We start from the raw sequence: 15,869 nt of genomic DNA, 5'->3' as shown, positions 1-15,869 counted from the left end.
CGCCACGTCCCACATGTGCCAGCTCCGGCCGCCGCGGGGCGAGGGGGTCGGCGGGAGGGCATTGTCAGTGGTGGCAGGCAGGATGAGGGGTATGACAACACCAGTTGCAGTGATCGTGGATGCCGTCGCCTACGCGCAGGCGGTCGAGGACGCGTTGAAGGCATCGGCCGCCTATTACGACGGCGGAACCTCGGTGCTGGACGACGACGCGTACGACCGGCTCGTGCGCGGCATCGCCGCGTGGGAGGCCGAACATCCCGATCAGGTGCTGCCCGACTCGCCGACCGGGAAGGTCGGGGGCGGCGTCGCCGAGGGGGACGTCCCGCACACGGTGGCGATGCTGAGTCTGGACAACGTGTTCTCGCCCGAGGAGTTCACCGCCTGGACGGTCTCGCTGGCCCGGCGGACCGGCCACGAGGTGGAGCACTTCAGTGTCGAGCCGAAGCTCGACGGCCTGGCCATCGCCGCCCGTTACCGCCAGGGCCGGCTCATGCAACTGGTGACGCGCGGGGACGGGACGGCCGGTGAGGACGTCTCGCACGCGATCGGCACCGTCGAGGGCCTCCCGGGCGAGCTCGCCGAGCCCCTCACCCTGGAGGTCCGCGGCGAAGTCCTCATGACGACGGCGCAGTTCGAGCACGCCAACGAGGTACGCACCGCGCACGGCGGGCAACCGTTCGCGAACCCTCGCAACGCCGCGGCCGGCACCCTGCGCGCCAAGGACCGCGCCTACACCGTTCCGATGACGTTCTTCGGCTACGGCCTGCTGCCGGTGTCCGGCACCGAGGCCGACGAGGCCGCCCGGCTGGGCGAACTCGCGCACAGCGAACTCATGGCGCGGGCGGCCGAGTTGGGCGTGAACACCACCGCCGGCACGGCTGTCCCCGGCATCACGGCGGCGTCGGCCGAGCAGGTCCTGGCCCGCGTCCAGGAGATCGCTGCGCTGCGCGCCGAGCTGCCGTTCGGGATCGACGGGATCGTCGTCAAGGCCGACCTGGCCGCCGACCAGCGGGCCGCGGGTTCCGGTACCCGCGCCCCGCGCTGGGCGATCGCCTACAAGCTCCCGGCCGTCGAGAAGATCACCCGGCTGCTCGCGGTGGAGTGGAACGTCGGCCGTACGGGCATCATCGCCCCGCGCGCGGTGCTGGAGCCCGTCGAGATCGACGGCTCCACGATCACGTACGCCACCCTCCACAACCCGGGGGACATCACGCGCCGCGATCTGCGGCTGGGCGACCACGTGATGGTCCACCGTGCCGGAGACGTCATCCCGCGCATCGAGGCGCCCGTGGCCCATCTGCGGACCGGCGAGGAGCAGCCCATCGTCTTCCCCGAGGCGTGCCCGAACTGCGGATCGGCCATCGACACCAGCGAGCAGCGCTGGCGCTGCGAGCAGGGCCGCAACTGCCACCTGGTCGCCGCGCTCTCGTACGCCGCAGGCCGCGACCAGCTCGACATCGAGGGCCTCGGCCACACGCGCGTCGTGCAGCTCGTCGAGGCCGGTCTGGCCGCCGATCTCGCGGATCTGTTCGGCCTGACCCGCGACCAGCTCCTCGGCCTGGAGCGGATGGGCGAGACCAGCACCGACAACCTGCTCGCGGCGATCGAGGCCGCCAAGGGCCAGCCGCTGTCGCGGGTGCTGTGCGCGCTGGGTGTCCGCGGCACCGGCCGTTCCATGTCCCGGCGTATCGCGCGGTACTTCGCGACCATGGAGCTGGTGCGCGCGGCGGATGCGGAAACGATGCAGCGGGTCGAGGGCATCGGCACCGAGAAGGCCCCGTCGATCGTCGCCGAGCTGGCCGAACTCGCCCCGCTCATCGACAAGCTCGTCGCCGCCGGGGTCAACATGACCGAGCCCGGCGCCACCCCGCCCGCTCCGGCCGGCGAGGACGGCCCGGACACGGAGGGCGCCGACGCCGCGGGCGGACCGCTGGCCGGGATGACGGTGGTGGTCACCGGTGCGATGACCGGGGCTCTGGAACAGCTCAGCCGCAATCAGATGAACGAACTCATCGAGCGCGCGGGCGGTCGTTCCTCCTCCAGCGTGTCGAAGAAGACCACTCTGGTCGTCGCCGGGGAGGGCGCCGGATCCAAGCGCGCCAAGGCCGAGACCCTCGGGATCAGACTCGCCGCACCGGAGGAGTTCGCCGCGCTCGTCGCCGACTATCTCGCCTGATCGCCCTGTCCACGCGGTCGGCCCACCCGCCGGGCCAGCACCTGGCCCGGCCAGGTCCCGGACAGGAAGGGGTCGGTGGGGGTGAATCCCTGGCGCTCGTAGTACGCGACCAGTTCACCCCCGCCGCCCGCCCAGCAGTCGACCCGCAGCAGATCGACGCCTGCTCGCCGGGTCTCCTCGGCGGCGTGGGCGAGCAGCGCCGCGCCGATGCCCCGCCCCGCGTACCGACGGTCGGTCACCAGCAGCCGGACGTACCGCTCGGGTTCCCCGGCGGGCTCGATCGGCATCTGGGGGCTGGGACCGGAGTCGAGCACCACGGCTCCGACGGGCGTTCCGTCCGACTCCGCGATGTAGGGGGCGCACTCGGTCGTGTACCGGTGGACCCGCTCCGCCCCGCTTGACGTCCGTGAGTACGGGGTCGTGCCCCACTGCTCGGTGTTGCCGCGATCGTTCATCCAGACCACCGCGGCGTCCAGCATGTCCAGAATGGCCTGCGCGTCGGCCGGACGGCCCGGTCTGATCCGTACGCCCTGCGGGGTGACTCCTGCGATGTCCTTCACGGCGGAAGTCTAGGCACCGCGGGCCGCGCCGCCCCGGGGGCGGGCGCCGTCCGACGGTTCAGGACCGCGTACGTCGGCCGCCCGGCGGGCCCCGGACAGGTCCCGGGGGCACGACAGTTCCTAGGCGCACGAAGGGCACAGCCCCCGGTAGGTGACCTCGACGGCCGCGACCGTGAACCCGAACCGCTCCGTCGCCGGAAGGTCGGCCAGCGGGTTGCCGGTCGGGTGCACGTCGCGGACGGTGCCGCAGCGGGAGCACACCAGATGCTGGTGCGGGTGGTGGGCGTTGGGGTCGTAGCGCTTGGCACGGCCGTCGGTGGAGACCTCGATCACCTCGCCGAGCGAGACCAGCTCCCCCAGGGCGTTGTAGACCGTCGCCCGGGAGATCTCGGGCAGCCGCTCCGCGGCGCGGGCGTGCACCTCGTCGGCCGTGAGATGCACATGGTCGCCGTCGAGGACCTCCGCAACGACACGCCGCTGGGAGGTCATCCGCCAGCCACGCCCGCGCAGTCGCTCCAGCAGGTCACTCATATCGGTTCACCTTTTCAGGATCAGTGGGAACCCGCAGTTTATCGGTGTGCATCCTGGGTCCGATCGGATATGGGGTTGGCGTCCTTCTTGACTTGGACTCTGTCCATTGTAGGATCGGTTTTGGCACTGGCCAAGGGACAGGAAGACCCCAGTACGGGCAGGAGATGCAGAGATGTCGGGACCACCGCCGTGGAACCACGCGGCGTCGGCCTGCGTGTGACGGCCGCCCATGACACGCTGCCCGGGACCCTCCCGGCGCGCTGGGCCATCTCGGCGACGACGCGATCGCTGCCGGAATGTGCCGACCCCGCGCCGCATCTGCCCGCACGTCGCATACGGCCCTCCGTCCGCTCACCGTGGCGGGATGCGTACCCCGTATCGGACCGGTCCAGCCGGTCCGATACGAGCGGTGTACCGCGTCCCGGCCCTCGGCCGCGCGGCGGACGGAGCCCCTCGCCCGTTCCCGTCCGACGACCACGGCCTCCCCGTCGGCTCCGCCGGCGGCCCGGGGGCCGGCCGCCGGGGCCCCCGCCCCGGCTGTTCCCCCACCCGCAGTCTCTGAGCACCGAGATCCGCCCCGTCCGGAAGGATTCCCATGTCTGAGAACCACGATGCGATCGTCACCGACGCGAAAGCCGAGACCGGAGGCGGCTGCCCGGTCGCGCACGACCGCGCCCCGCACCCGACCCAGGGCGGTGGAAACCGTCAGTGGTGGCCGGAGCGGCTCAACCTGAAGATCCTTGCCAAGAACCCCGCCGTCGCCAATCCCCTGGGCGAGGACTTCGACTACTCCGCGGCCTTCGAGTCCCTCGACCTCGCGGCCGTGAAGCAGGACATCGCCGAGGTGCTCACCACCTCGCAGGACTGGTGGCCCGCGGACTTCGGCAACTACGGCCCGTTCATGATCCGTATGGCCTGGCACAGCGCGGGCACGTACCGCATCAGCGACGGCCGCGGCGGCGCCGGTGCCGGACAGCAGCGCTTCGCCCCGCTCAACAGCTGGCCGGACAACGGCAACCTGGACAAGGCCCGCCGTCTGCTGTGGCCCGTCAAGAAGAAGTACGGCCAGAGTCTCTCCTGGGCCGACCTCATGATCCTCACCGGCAACGTCGCCCTGGAGCAGATGGGCTTCGACACCTTCGGCTTCGCCGGTGGCCGCGCGGACGTGTGGGAGTCCGAGGAGGACGTGTACTGGGGTCCCGAGACCACCTGGCTCGACGACCAGCGCTACACCGGTGACCGCGAGCTGGAGAACCCGCTCGGCGCCGTCCAGATGGGCCTCATCTACGTCAACCCGGAGGGCCCGAACGGCAACCCGGACCCGCTCGCCGCGGCCCGCGACATCCGTGAGACCTTCCGCCGGATGGCGATGAACGACGAGGAGACGGTCGCCCTGATCGCGGGCGGTCACACGTTCGGCAAGACCCACGGCGCGGGCCCGGCGGAGAGCGTCGGCGACGACCCCGAGGCCGCCCCGATCGAGGCGCAGGGCCTGGGCTGGAAGAGCACGTACGGCACGGGCAAGGGCGCGGACGCCATCACCTCCGGCCTGGAGGTCACCTGGACCACCACGCCCACCCAGTGGAGCAACGGCTTCTTCGACAACCTCTTCGGCTACGAGTGGGAGCTGACCCAGAGCCCCGCCGGCGCCAACCAGTGGAAGCCGAAGGACGGCGCGGGCGAGGGCACGGTCCCGGCCGCCCACGACCCGTCGAAGAAGATCGCCCCCTCGATGCTCACGACGGACCTGTCGCTGCGCTTCGACCCGATCTACGAGCCGATCTCCCGCCGTTTCCACGAGAACCCGGCCGAGTTCGCGGACGCCTTCGCGCGGGCCTGGTACAAGCTGACCCACCGCGACATGGGCCCGAAGTCCCTCTACCTCGGCGCCGAGGTGCCCGAGGAGACCCTGCTTTGGCAGGACCCGCTGCCGGAGGCGGCGGGCGAGGTCATCGGCGCCGAGGACATCACCGCCCTCAAGGCGAAGATCCTCGCCTCGGACGTGACCGTCTCGCAGCTGGTCTTCACCGCGTGGGCGTCGGCCTCGACGTTCCGCGGCAGCGACAAGCGCGGCGGTGCCAACGGCGCGCGCGTCCGTCTGGAGCCGCAGCGCGGCTGGGAGGCCAACGACCCCGACCAGCTCGCGACGGTGCTGCGCGTACTGGAGGGCATCCAGCGCGACTTCAACGCCGGCGCCAAGAAGGTCTCGCTGGCCGACCTGATCGTTCTCGGCGGCGTCGCCGCGGTGGAGAAGGCCGCCAAGGACGCCGGTCACGACGTCCAGGTGCCCTTCACCCCGGGCCGCGTCGACGCGACGGACGAGCACACCGACGCGGAGTCCTTCGCCGCGCTGGAGCCGCGCGCGGACGGCTTCCGCAACTACCTCGGCAAGGGCAACCGGCTGCCGGCCGAGTACCTGCTGCTCGACCGGGCGAACCTGCTCACCCTGAGCGCGCCGGAGCTCACCGTCCTCGTCGGCGGTCTGCGCGCCCTGGGCGCGACCCACCAGGGTTCCTCGCACGGTGTCCTCACCGGGACCCCCGGCACGCTGACGAACGACTTCTTCGTCAACCTGCTCGACCTGGGCACGACGTGGACGCCGATGTCCGAGGACGCGACCACCTTCGAGGGCCGCGACGACGCCACCGGCGAGGTCAAGTGGACCGGCACGCGCGCCGACCTCGTCTTCGGCTCGAACTCCGAACTGCGCGCGCTCGCTGAGGTCTACGCGAGCGACGACGCGCGGGCGAAGTTCGTGAAGGACTTCGTCGCCGCCTGGGACAAGGTCATGAACCTCGACCGGTTCGACCTCGTCTGACACCCGGTGTCCGGGCCGGCCCCTGCTCCGGGGCCGGCCCGGACGTCTTCGGCGCGCAAGAACTCCGGCGCGCGGGGCTTCGGCGGTACCCGGGGCCCACAGCGTCGCCGGGCCACCCGGCGTCCCCAGAAGCCCGGCCCCTCCATGCCCGGCGCCCCCAGGCCTCAGCGCCTCCGGGCCTGAGCCCGCCTTACGGGCGGGACGGGGACCGAGCGGCGCGACCGGCACTCCGGCCTCGCGGCGCCCACCCGCTCTAGGCTGGCCTCCATGAGTACACACTTTGACGTGGTGGTCCTGGGCGCAGGCCCGGGAGGATATGTCGCGGCGATCCGGGCCGCCCAGCTCGGACTCAGCACCGCGATCGTCGAGGAGAAGTACTGGGGCGGCGTGTGCCTGAACGTGGGGTGCATTCCGTCGAAGGCGCTGCTGCGCAACGCGGAGCTCGCGCACATCTTCACCCAGGAGGCCAAGACCTTCGGCATCCAGGTGAACGGTGAGGTGAGCTTCGACTACGGCGCCGCATTCACCCGCAGTCGCAAGGTGGCGGACGGACGTGTCAAGGGCGTCCACTACCTGATGAAGAAGAACAAGATCACGCAGTACACCGGCCGGGGCACCTTCAGCGACGACAACACCCTGCGGATCGCCCTGTCCGACGGCGGCGCCGAGACGGTCACCTTCGACCACTGCATCATCGCCGCCGGGGCCACCACGAAGCTGCTCCCCGGAACCTCACTGAGCGAGCGTGTGGTGACGTACGAGGAGCAGATCCTTTCGGACACGCTCCCGGACAGCATCATCATCGCGGGCGCCGGTGCCATCGGCGTCGAGTTCGCGTACGTGCTCCACAACTACGGCGTCGAGGTCACCCTCGTCGAATTCCTCGACCGGATCGTCCCGTTGGAGGACGAGGAGGTCTCCGCCGAACTGACCCGCCGTTACAAGCGGCTCGGTATCAACGTGCTGACGTCGACCCGTGTCGAGGCGATCGACGACTCCGGGGACGCGGTCAAGGTGATGGTGACCACGGGAGGCCAGCGGCAGACGCTGGAGGCCGGCAAGGTGCTTCAGGCGATCGGTTTCCAGCCGCGGGTGCAGGGCTACGGCCTGGAGAACACCGGGGTGAAGCTCACCGACCGCGGAGCGATCGACATCGACGGCCGCTGCCGTACGAGCGTGCCGCACATCTACGCCATCGGTGATGTGACGGCGAAGCTGATGCTGGCCCACGCGGCGGAGTCGATGGGCATCGTGGCGGCCGAGACGATCGCCGACGCGGAGACCATGGAACTCGACTACGTCATGATCCCGCGGGCGACCTACTGCCAGCCGCAGATCGCCAGTTTCGGCTGGACCGAGGCACAGGCCCGGGAGAGGGGCTTCGACGTCCAGGTGGCGAAGTTCCCCTTCACCGCCAACGGCAAGGCGCACGGCCTCGGCGAGACCGCGGGATTCGTCAAGCTCCTCAGCGACGCGCGCCACGGCGAACTGCTCGGCGCCCATCTGATCGGCCCCGAAGTGACCGAACTGCTACCGGAGTTGACGCTCGCCCAGCAGTGGGACCTGACGGTCCACGAGGTCGCCCGCAACGTGCACGGGCACCCGACCCTCGGCGAGGCGGTCAAGGAGGCCGTTCACGGGCTGGCCGGCCACATGATCAACATGTGACGGGTGAATGAATGCCGCCGCACCCCTTCCGACCTGCAGGGTAGCGAGCCAGGAAGGGGTACGGCGGCGCCTCTACTTCCGCGGCGGGAGCGGGTTACCCGGCGCTGGCGTCGTCCGCGAGGTACTTCTCGTACCGGGCGGCGTTGAGCAGCCCGTCCAGCTCCTTGACGTCGGACATCTCAATCCTGATGATCCAGGTGTCGTGGGGCTCGGTGTTGAGAGCTTCCGGTTCTTCGTGGAGCAGGGCGTTGAACTCGACGAACTTGCCGGTGACCGGCAGGAACAACTCGGATACCGCCTTGACCGATTCCACGGTGCCGAAGGTGTCCTCGGCCTGGAGCAGGTCGCCCGCCTTGTACATCACATCCACGAAGACGATGTCGCCGAGTTGCTTCTGCGCGAAGTCCGTCAGACCGATGGAGGCCGTTCTGCCGTCGACCCGGAGCCATTCGTGGTCCTTGCTGTACTTGTAATCAGTGGGGTACATGCCTGTCTCCCTTGGCTGTCGCTGAGCGCACAGCCTTCCCCGTTCACGCGGCTTCGGGCGGGACGCTAACTCGAACGAGGGCGACGCGATCCGGCCGATTGACCCAGCCCCGGACCCCTGCTGAGCGGCACGGCTGCCCGCCCGCAGCCAGCCGCAAAGTCCCGGCTACGTGTCCCCTCGGGTCCAGAACCGACGCGGCGCGAACCCGTCGCGCCGCAGCCAGTGCTCCGTGGACGACCCTCCGCCTTGCGATGCACCGCATCCGACGCCGCGCGCCGATCCACCGGGGAGTACGGGACAGCCCTTGGTCGACAGACCTGTTTGGGATCATGCCCGCATGGACTTCGACCTCATCCCACCGAGTGGCGTCGGCCCGTTGCGCATCGGTATGACTCGGGCCGCGGCCAACACGGCGCTGGACTCGCTCCGGGATCTCTCTGCGATCTCGGAGTCCGACCGGCCGGGGCAGCACGTCTTCCGTCCCAGCGGACTGATGATCAGCATCCACTGCGTGCGCGACATGCTTGAAGCCATCGAGCTGGGGAGGCCGTCGCCCCAGACAGACCGAGTGCTGTTCCAGGGTGTGGACGTGTTCGCGCTTCCGGCCCGCGAGGTCGTGGGGCGCGTCGGTGAGTTCACCTCCATCGAGGAGGATCCCGACGACGCTGCTTCATTCATCGCCCCGGACTTGCTTCTGAGCTTCTGGCGTCCGTTCGCAGCCGACGACGAGCCGGAGGAAGAGCAGGGCTACTACTTCAACTCGGTCCTGCTGGCACGGCCCGGCTACTACGACACTCCAGCTCAGGCTGCGGAGCGACTCCGGCAGAGCTCGTGACGGGCCGGTCAGGAGGTCGGCAGGACTCACTTCCACAACAGGCCAAAGCCAGTTCGGCCACACATCTGGCGCTTGGTCATTTTGCGGCGATCATCAAGCACAGGGCGGGCGTCAGAATCCACATCGCTCACACAAATCCGGATTGGCACCAACATGAACACAAAACGCGCCATTCCATGGGTTGCGCTGACGCTGACCGTCCTGCTGGCCGGGGGAACCGTCGCCTGGGGCGCTCCGCGCGACCAGTGGGACTACCGCCGAGCGAACCGGGCCGGATTGCGGGCGGTGACGTACACAGGGGACAAGACCACCCCCGACACGCTCAGGCTCTACATGACGCTGTACGTGCAACGCATGCGTGCCGGAGACGCGGACGGACTCTCGGACCTGTCCTGGCACAGACAATGGTTCGCTCGCAGCGACGAGGCGGCCGGCGCGCACCAGGCCATCCGTACCTACGGCAAGGGCGCCGCGGGCGCGGTCTCCATCGAATTCACCGCCGAGGACCCTCACGACGTCCGCGGCGGATACATCCACTACCGCCGCACCGAACAGACGGAACCCTTCACCGTATTCAAACGAAACGGCCTGTGGCTGTTCGTCATCGGCTCGGACTGAAGCACGGTACAGAAGCCCCTGATCAGGCTCCCTGAGCAGGGCAGCCGACCGGAACGATCACACTTGTACGAACGTCCGCGCCCGGGCCCGTCTTGCGGTGCGGTGTTCGCGGAACAGGTCGACTGCCACGGGCAGTGCGTTGGCGTGCCGCGAAAGCCGTAGCTGCCGCCACGACACCGCACCGGACACGCCGAGCGCCACCGACGACACCGCCAACGCCGCAATCTCCATCACGCCCCCTGCCGCCGTCTGATCCGCATGCTCGCTTCGCGCCCACGCGGCGGCCACTCCACGCTGCCGGGGCGGCGGTGCCGTGGTCTGCGGTGATGGCCCGGGCTCTGGTCAAGGCGGCACGCCACGGTGTTCCCCGCGCCGAGGGGGCGCAGTGAAGCACACACCGCAGGTGGTCAAACGTGATCTGGAGCACATCGCGAAATTGACCGTGCAATTGCAGATTCGCGCAAACAGGGTTCGGGCTCTTTCGTTTCGCGCGTACGGCCTGTTGGGCGGGGATGGCGAGGGCGGGGCGCGGGGTGGCGGAATGTGGCGGTGCGCTGCAGCAAAGGCATCAACACCCACCTCGTAAGCGGAAAGTTACCTTCCGTTAGAAAGATGTGTTCGGTGGCCTGCACGTTTGCTCGCACCAGTGGGCTTATCTGTTCCCCGGAGCAACGACGCTCTAGGTGCCTGCCCGCCCGAACGGGGGACGGAGCGGTCATGCCGCCGCCTGAAACGAAGGAAGACAGCCACTGTGAACTACGACGTAGTCAGCCATGTGCTGGCCTTCGCCGCCGTGGCGCGGTCGTACGCGCCCGACGTGTGGTTCTTAGTGCGGCGCCTCCTCGGCGCCGGAGTCCGCATCGGGGTTTCCACCCTGATCGAACAACAGCCTCACTCCCCTGCCGCCCCGTCCGCCCCGGCGTCCCTGAACGACGACGGCAGCCGCCGATGACCGGCCAGTCGCCGGACCCGGCAGGGCACACCACCCACAACCTCGCCGCTTTCATGCCGCCCGAGTTCTGGGAATTCCAGGCCCGCTACGACCGCGCCTGCCTGGAGTACAGCCGCATCCACCTCGGCAGCGCGACCTCGGCCCGCCGCCTGGTCGACAGCACCTTCCTCTACCTTGCGACCATCTGGTTCCGCCTGGAGGCGATGCCCAACCCCGGCGCCCACGCCTGGGCCCTGTTCAAACAGCGCGTCCACGGCGAACTCGAGGCACAGGGCCGCAGCCCGGCCACCACGGAGACCCTCGCCTTCGCCCGCGCCCTACGGGCCGCCTCCGAGCCCCTCCTCCGCTCCTTCCGCGCCGCCTTCCATGCCGAACACGGCCCGGAGATTGCCGAACTCGAGGAAGGCATGGGCCTGTACCGGCAGATGACGAAACTGAGCGAGCGGCAGTTCGACGTCCTCATCCTGCGGGACGCCCTCGGCTTCGGCACCAAGGAGACCGCTCTGATCATGGGGATCCAGGAAGCGACCGTCCGCTCCACCCGCCGCACGGCCAAGCACCGCCTGGCCGCCGCCATGGGCTTCCCCCTCGACGACACCACCGACATCCCCGACACCGACCCCGCGGACGACACCGACAAGGAGTGACTCGCCCATGACCCGCACCCCGCGCAGCATCGACGAGGCCCTACGCCGTGCCCGCGTCTTCCAGGGCGAATACACCGCCGCCGACCTGGAGAGCGCCCGCCACACCCTCGCCAGCCACCTGCGCGAGCTGCGCTGGGTGCAGTTCCTCAGCGTTTCCACACCCGGCGCCCGAGCCCACCAACTCCCCGGCGCCCTGCACGAACAGGCCGCCCACGATCTGCGCACCCTGTGCCGCGGCGCCGTCCACCACCACGGCGCCGCCCGCCACATCACCGCCTTCGACACCGCCCGCGACCCCGACGGAGCCCTCACCTTCGCCTGTCTGCTCTACCTCGCCGACCAGGAAGAAGGAGCCCGGTTCTGGTGGCACTACGCCGCGGGCGCCGGCAGCACCACCGCCGCGCTGAGCCTGTACCTGCACCACGTGCGGCACGGCGACATGCGCGACGCCCAGCACTGGGCCGGCCAGATCCACCGCCTCAACCGCCTGGACTGGAGCTGCTACACCCCAGTGCCCCACCACGCCGACACCAGCGCCAACCCCTCCCCCGGGCTCAGCGTCCGCTACACCCTTCCCCTCTCGGGCCCCGCAGTCTCCGAAGATGCCGCCAAATGCGCCGTCGACGAACTCGAAGCGCCCCACAGCGGACTCCTGGGACCTGTCCCCCAGCCCATTCCCGCCCTCGCCGACCACTGGAACGAACTCGTCAGCGCGTGACCCGCCGACCCGCGAGTGAGCCCATGAGACGAAGACATACGCGGCCCACCACGGTCACGGGCGAACGGCCGTCCACCGGACCGTCGTCCAGGCGTATCCGCCCGCCCGTGACAGCGCTGATCGGGCCCTGCCTCGCATTCGGTGGTGACGAGCAGTCACGTGGGTCGGTGATGCGCACGTGAAGGAGGTGAACAAGCTTGCACAGACGGTGTTTTCGGGTCTGTCCCCGCCGGTCAACGAGTGATGTGACCGACGAGGGCGAGCGGACCGTGCTACGGGCCCGGACTCCGCGGGAGGCTGCGGGCAGCGGGCAGCGGGCAGCGGGCAGCGGAGAATTCGTCGCACAACGTCGTGCCGCCGATTCTGGCGTCCATGACTGACAGCCCTGCCGAAACAACCAGGATGAACCGGGCCGGCTCTCACGCTCATCGCGCCCTGCGGGGCGGGGTGAACACGTACAGATCAAGTATGTCGGGGCAGGGAGCGACACCAGGGCCGCCGGCCTGTACCCAGGCGGCGATGTCCTCGGTGGCGTCAGCGTCGTTGACGAGGCCGAGCCAGACCGGCCGGGCCCCCTCGGCGCGTGCGGCGGCGGAGGGCTGGACGACGATCACGTTGGCGTGTTCGCACACGTCGAGGCAGGCCGAGACACGTAGAGGGACGCTCTCGGCCAAGCGCTCGACCTGCCGGGTGTGATCGACCCCGGTGACTTTCGGGCTTCCGCAGCAGCAGTCCCGGCAGACCACGATGCGGCTGGGTGCCGGTTCGGCCCCGGGGTGCTGCGTACGCGCTGCTTCAGGTCGCTGTCGAGGCATCGCTCGTGCTCCTCCTTGTGGAGAGATCCGTCCCGGGATGCGGGACGGAGGATCGAATCGCGGGGTGGGCGCACGGTGGTGACCGGCAGGATCGCGACGAGATCCGGCAGGTCGAGTCGGTGGTGGATGTCGATTTGGTTGGCGGGTTCGTCGAGGCGGAGTTCGCGGGGGTGCTCGGCGAGGGCGTGGGCGATCCGGGTGCGTCGGCGTTCGCCGCCAGAGAGGGTGTACCCGGCCTGGCCGGCCCGGCCGGTCAGGCCGGCCTTATGACCGGGTCGGTCCAGGTGGCGGTGTCGGCGATGCGGTCGCCGAGGCCGAGGAAGAGCCGGATCTCGGTGCCCTGGTCGAGGGAAACGGCGTGTCTCGGGGCCGACTTCAGGGTGCCGATTGGCTGCGGTCGTCGACGGTGCGCGGGTAGCCCGCGTCGGCGGGCGGCTCTTTGTCCTCGGTGCTGCTCCCGGAGCCGCCGCGGGCGGTGAGCAGGAGGGCAACGGGACGAAGGACGGTACGGAGCACGGGCATGCCTCGGGGAGTCGGGGCTCGTTCGCGGAGCCTGGCCTACGGACGTCCCTCCACGCACAGGGCGCGGAGGTGCCAGCAGGTCTTCGGACTCGGGTTCGTCCGGACGGAGCGCCTTCCCGGTCTCCCAGTGGCGTGCAGTGCCCCGCCCGTCCCCCTCACCGCTGCGCGTCAGTTCCGGATTCGCACCGGATTCCCTGGCCTCGGATGTGGCTCGACTGGCCCCAAGAGGCTATCAATATCGCCGCATTGTCATGTCGTGCGGTCGGTCGTGCGGTCGGTCGGTCGGTCGGTCGGTCGGTCACGGGATACGGGACGAACGTGCTCGCGTTCTCGTCGATCCGCAGCGCCCGCCCCAGGGACGGTGCCGCGCGCTGGGGACAGACCAGGCGTTCACATACGCGGCAGCCCATGCCGTTGGGGGTGGCGGCGGAGGTGCTGGAGAGGTCGATGCCGCCGAAGTGGACGAGCCGGTGGGCGTGCCGGATCTCGCAGCCGTGGCCGATGGCGAAGGTCTTGCCGGGTTCGCCCCAGCCGCCGCGGTGCCGGGTGATCGCCCGCGCGGTCCACAAGTAGCGCTGCCCGTCGGGCATTTCGCGCCCTCTTCGGCACGTCACCCCCGTAGGGTGGCTGGTGCAGCTGGTTCGCCCCGTCCGCCAGGCGGGATGCGTCGTAAGCTGGTCGCCTCCTACTTCGACCGGCTCGGCGACGCCCTGCCGGTGCTCGCCGAGGCCCCGGTCGAAGGTCTCGCCCTCGACTTCACCGGAGCCGCCGCCGCCAACCTCGACGATCTCGCCGCAGTCGGCGGACTGCCCGGCAAGCGCCTGGTCGCCGGTGTCGTCAACGGCCGCAACATCTGGGTGAACGACCTGGCCAGGTCCCTGGCCACCCTCGGCACCCTGCTCGGACTGGCCGACCGGGTCGACGTGTCGGCCTCCAGCTCCCTGCTCCACGTCCCGATCGACGCGGCCCTGGAGCGGGACATCGAACCGCAGATCCTGCGCTGGCTCGCCTTCGCCTGCCAGAAGACGGCGGAGATCGTCACCCTCGCCAAGGGCCTCACCCAGGGCACCGGCACGATCGCGGGCGAACTCGCCTCCAACCGGGCCGACCTGGCCTCCCGCGCGAACTCGCCGATCACGCACGACCCCGCAGTCCGGGCCCGCGCCACCGCCGTCACGGACGCCGACGCCCGCCGCTCCCAGCCCTATCCCGAACGGGCCGCGGCCCAGCGTGCCCACCTCGGCCTGCCCCTGCTGCCGACCACCACCATCGGCTCCTTCCCGCAGACCGCCGACCTGCGCACCGCCCGCGCCGACCTGCGCACCGGCCGCATCGACACGGCCGGTTACGAGGAGCGCATCAAGGCCGAGATCCAGGAGGTCATCTCCTTCCAGGAGAAGACCGGCCTTGACGTCCTGGTGCACGGCGAGCCCGAACGCAACGACATGGTGCAGTACTTCGCCGAACAGCTCACCGGCTACCTGGCCACACAGCACGGCTGGGTCCAGTCGTACGGCACCCGCTGCGTGCGCCCGCCGATCCTGGCCGGCGACATCACGCGGCCCGAGCCGATGACGGTGCGCTGGACGACGTACGCCCAGTCCCTGACCGACCGCCCGGTCAAGGGCATGCTCACCGGGCCGGTCACCATGCTCGCCTGGTCCTTCGTCCGCGACGACCAGCCCCTCGGCGACACCGCCCGCCAGGTCGCCCTCGCCCTGCGGGACGAGGTGAACGACCTTGAGGCGGCCGGGAGTTCGGTGATCCAGGTCGACGAGCCCGCGTTGCGCGAGACACTCCCGCTGCGCACCACCGACCGACCGGCCTACCTGGCGTGGGCCACCGAGGCCTTCCGGCTGAGCACGAGCGGGGTACGTCCGGACACGCAGATCCACACCCACATGTGCTACGCAGAGTTCGGGGACATCGTCCAGGCCATCGACGACCTCGACGCCGATGTCATCAGCCTGGAGGCCGCCCGCTCCCACATGCAGGTCGCCCGCGAACTCGCCTCGCACGGCTACCCGCGCGAGGCGGGCCCCGGCGTGTACGACATCCATTCCCCGCGCGTCCCGAGCACGGCGGAGGCCTCCGAACTGCTGCGAGCAGGACTGAAGGCCATCCCCGCCGAGCGGCTGTGGGTGAACCCCGACTGCGGCCTGAAGACCCGTGGTTGGCCCGAGACCCGGGCCTCCCTGGAGAACCTGGTCGCCGCAGCCCACGCGGTACGCGGCGAACTGCCCGCCTCCTGACCGTACCCACCAACGGCCGGGGCGCCAGGTGCGCCCCGGCCCCGGCGGGCAGCCCGACAGGACGGACACCCCCTCCGGAACCGACGAGGACGGGAACCCCCGCACCCGGAATCAGACCCAGACTCTGACCCTGCCCCTGACCAGCAGGAATGGCGGAACGCAGCCGGCGGATTAAATCGCTGGTGGGCGATGCGACGGCGCTTGTATGTTGGGATCGCGACCGCGCCTCCGATGCGCTCGGCTGCGGCTACTTCCTTCCGAAACCAAGTA

The 15,869-nt window shown here is 70.1% G+C and carries 13 protein-coding genes, 3 pseudogenes and 1 riboswitch; of the genes and pseudogenes, 9 read left to right on the top strand and 7 right to left on the bottom strand.

Annotated features, from left to right (window positions below):
• Positions 1 to 82 precede the first annotated feature (82 nt).
• The gene (gene ligA / locus OHT01_RS37390) at positions 83 to 2,176 is read left to right on the top strand and encodes an NAD-dependent DNA ligase LigA (protein ID WP_328557547.1); all 2,094 of its coding nucleotides are present in this window, start codon (positions 83 to 85) and stop codon (positions 2,174 to 2,176) included.
• On the opposite strand, the gene OHT01_RS37385 is transcribed toward ligA, so the two are convergent.
• Both OHT01_RS37385 and OHT01_RS37380 read right to left on the bottom strand, forming a co-directional pair.
• Positions 2,164 to 2,655 carry a GNAT family N-acetyltransferase gene (locus OHT01_RS37385; protein ID WP_328558400.1) on the bottom strand — a complete coding sequence of 164 codons (492 nt, stop codon included), beginning with the start codon at positions 2,653 to 2,655 and terminating at the stop codon, positions 2,164 to 2,166. The two genes, ligA and OHT01_RS37385, sit on opposite strands and share 13 nt — an antisense overlap.
• A 201-nt stretch (positions 2,656 to 2,856) precedes the next feature.
• The gene (locus tag OHT01_RS37380; RefSeq protein ID WP_266754880.1) at positions 2,857 to 3,267 is read right to left on the bottom strand and encodes a Fur family transcriptional regulator; all 411 of its coding nucleotides are present in this window, start codon (positions 3,265 to 3,267) and stop codon (positions 2,857 to 2,859) included.
• A 595-nt stretch (positions 3,268 to 3,862) separates the two neighbouring features.
• On the opposite strand from OHT01_RS37380, the gene katG reads away from it, so the two are divergent.
• Complete coding sequence (gene katG / locus OHT01_RS37375; RefSeq protein ID WP_328557546.1) at positions 3,863 to 6,085, top strand: catalase/peroxidase HPI; 2,223 nt, start codon at positions 3,863 to 3,865, stop codon at positions 6,083 to 6,085.
• Positions 6,086 to 6,352: 267 nt separating this feature from the next.
• Positions 6,353 to 7,753 (top strand): dihydrolipoyl dehydrogenase, encoded by a 1,401-nt coding sequence (gene lpdA / locus OHT01_RS37370; protein WP_328557545.1) that lies wholly within the window; start codon positions 6,353 to 6,355, stop codon positions 7,751 to 7,753.
• Between the two features lie 94 nt (positions 7,754 to 7,847).
• Here lpdA and gcvH read toward each other — a convergent pair whose 3' ends face one another.
• Positions 7,848 to 8,240, bottom strand: a complete 393-nt coding sequence (gene gcvH, locus OHT01_RS37365) for a glycine cleavage system protein GcvH (protein ID WP_328557544.1) — start codon at positions 8,238 to 8,240, stop codon at positions 7,848 to 7,850.
• A gap of 337 nt (positions 8,241 to 8,577) precedes the next feature.
• On the opposite strand from gcvH, the gene OHT01_RS37360 reads away from it, so the two are divergent.
• The 5 genes from OHT01_RS37360 (at position 8,578) to OHT01_RS37340 (ending at position 12,010) form a co-directional block, all read left to right on the top strand.
• The gene (locus tag OHT01_RS37360) at positions 8,578 to 9,075 is read left to right on the top strand and encodes a hypothetical protein (protein ID WP_328557543.1); all 498 of its coding nucleotides are present in this window, start codon (positions 8,578 to 8,580) and stop codon (positions 9,073 to 9,075) included.
• A 153-nt stretch (positions 9,076 to 9,228) separates the two neighbouring features.
• Complete coding sequence (locus OHT01_RS37355; protein WP_328557542.1) at positions 9,229 to 9,693, top strand: hypothetical protein; 465 nt, start codon at positions 9,229 to 9,231, stop codon at positions 9,691 to 9,693.
• A 751-nt stretch (positions 9,694 to 10,444) separates the two neighbouring features.
• Positions 10,445 to 10,645 carry a hypothetical protein gene (locus tag OHT01_RS37350; protein WP_328557541.1) on the top strand — a complete coding sequence of 67 codons (201 nt, stop codon included), beginning with the start codon at positions 10,445 to 10,447 and terminating at the stop codon, positions 10,643 to 10,645.
• On the top strand, positions 10,642 to 11,292 hold the full coding sequence (locus tag OHT01_RS37345; RefSeq protein WP_328557540.1) for a sigma factor-like helix-turn-helix DNA-binding protein: 651 nt from the start codon (positions 10,642 to 10,644) through the stop codon (positions 11,290 to 11,292). The genes OHT01_RS37350 and OHT01_RS37345 overlap by 4 nt, the downstream gene beginning before the upstream one ends.
• Positions 11,293 to 11,299: 7 nt before the next feature.
• A complete protein-coding gene (locus OHT01_RS37340) occupies positions 11,300 to 12,010 on the top strand; it encodes a hypothetical protein (RefSeq protein WP_328557539.1) in 711 nt (236 codons plus the stop codon).
• Positions 12,011 to 12,435: 425 nt separating this feature from the next.
• Here OHT01_RS37340 and OHT01_RS37335 read toward each other — a convergent pair whose 3' ends face one another.
• From OHT01_RS37335 to OHT01_RS37320, 4 genes and pseudogenes are all read right to left on the bottom strand, one after another.
• Positions 12,436 to 12,825: a (2Fe-2S) ferredoxin domain-containing protein gene (locus OHT01_RS37335; protein WP_328557538.1), complete on the bottom strand. Its 390-nt coding sequence runs from the start codon at positions 12,823 to 12,825 to the stop codon at positions 12,436 to 12,438.
• A 149-nt stretch (positions 12,826 to 12,974) separates the two neighbouring features.
• A pseudogene (locus OHT01_RS40280) lies at positions 12,975 to 13,082 on the bottom strand (ABC transporter ATP-binding protein); the annotation flags it as partial.
• Between the two features lie 118 nt (positions 13,083 to 13,200).
• Entirely contained in the window at positions 13,201 to 13,347 is a 147-nt protein-coding gene (locus OHT01_RS37325) for a hypothetical protein (protein ID WP_328557537.1), read from the bottom strand.
• A gap of 57 nt (positions 13,348 to 13,404) precedes the next feature.
• Positions 13,405 to 13,582, bottom strand: a riboswitch (cobalamin riboswitch).
• Between the two features lie 52 nt (positions 13,583 to 13,634).
• A pseudogene (locus OHT01_RS37320) lies at positions 13,635 to 13,940 on the bottom strand (short-chain fatty acyl-CoA regulator family protein); the annotation flags it as partial.
• 81 nt (positions 13,941 to 14,021) lie between these two features.
• Between OHT01_RS37320 and metE the strand changes: the two are divergent.
• Positions 14,022 to 15,599: pseudogene (metE, locus tag OHT01_RS37315) on the top strand (5-methyltetrahydropteroyltriglutamate--homocysteine S-methyltransferase); the annotation flags it as partial.
• Positions 15,600 to 15,869: the final 270 nt, after the last annotated feature.

The organism is Streptomyces sp. NBC_00358 (genome assembly GCF_036099295.1).
Lineage (GTDB): Bacteria > Actinomycetota > Actinomycetes > Streptomycetales > Streptomycetaceae > Streptomyces.
Note: the sequence above shows the minus strand (reverse complement) of the source record. Positions and strands in the feature narration are given on the sequence as shown.